A 314-nucleotide genomic window follows, 5' to 3' on the forward strand; every position below is an offset into this window, starting at 1 on the left:
GAAGTCGTAACAAGGTAGCCGTAGGGGAACCTGCGGCTGGATCACCTCCTTTCTAAGGAAGCTGTGGAATTGGTAAGACGACCGTCTTGAACGGTATGAACCTTCCCGTGCTTTTTAGAACATAGATCGGATCAGTCAGATCACGATCGAAACGCAATACGCCTGCCGATCTGCTTCGCAGACAGCGGGTATGGCGAGCTTTCGCCGTCCACGTTTCTCTTTCTTCATGAAGGATAGAACCTTGAGTTCTGCGCTCACGCGCTGTCCGCACCTTCGGTGCTGCGCTCCGCGAGGGCGCCGGACGACCGGCGACG

Annotated in this window: 1 rRNA gene; it reads left to right on the plus strand. The window is 56.1% G+C overall.

Annotation, left to right across the window (positions count from 1 at the left end):
• Window positions 1-52, plus strand: a 16S ribosomal RNA gene (locus tag IB248_RS31125); the annotation flags it as partial.
• Between the last annotated feature and the right edge of the window lie 262 nt (window positions 53-314).

This window comes from Rhizobium sp. RHZ01, from assembly GCF_014851595.1.
GTDB lineage: Bacteria > Pseudomonadota > Alphaproteobacteria > Rhizobiales > Rhizobiaceae > Rhizobium > Rhizobium altiplani.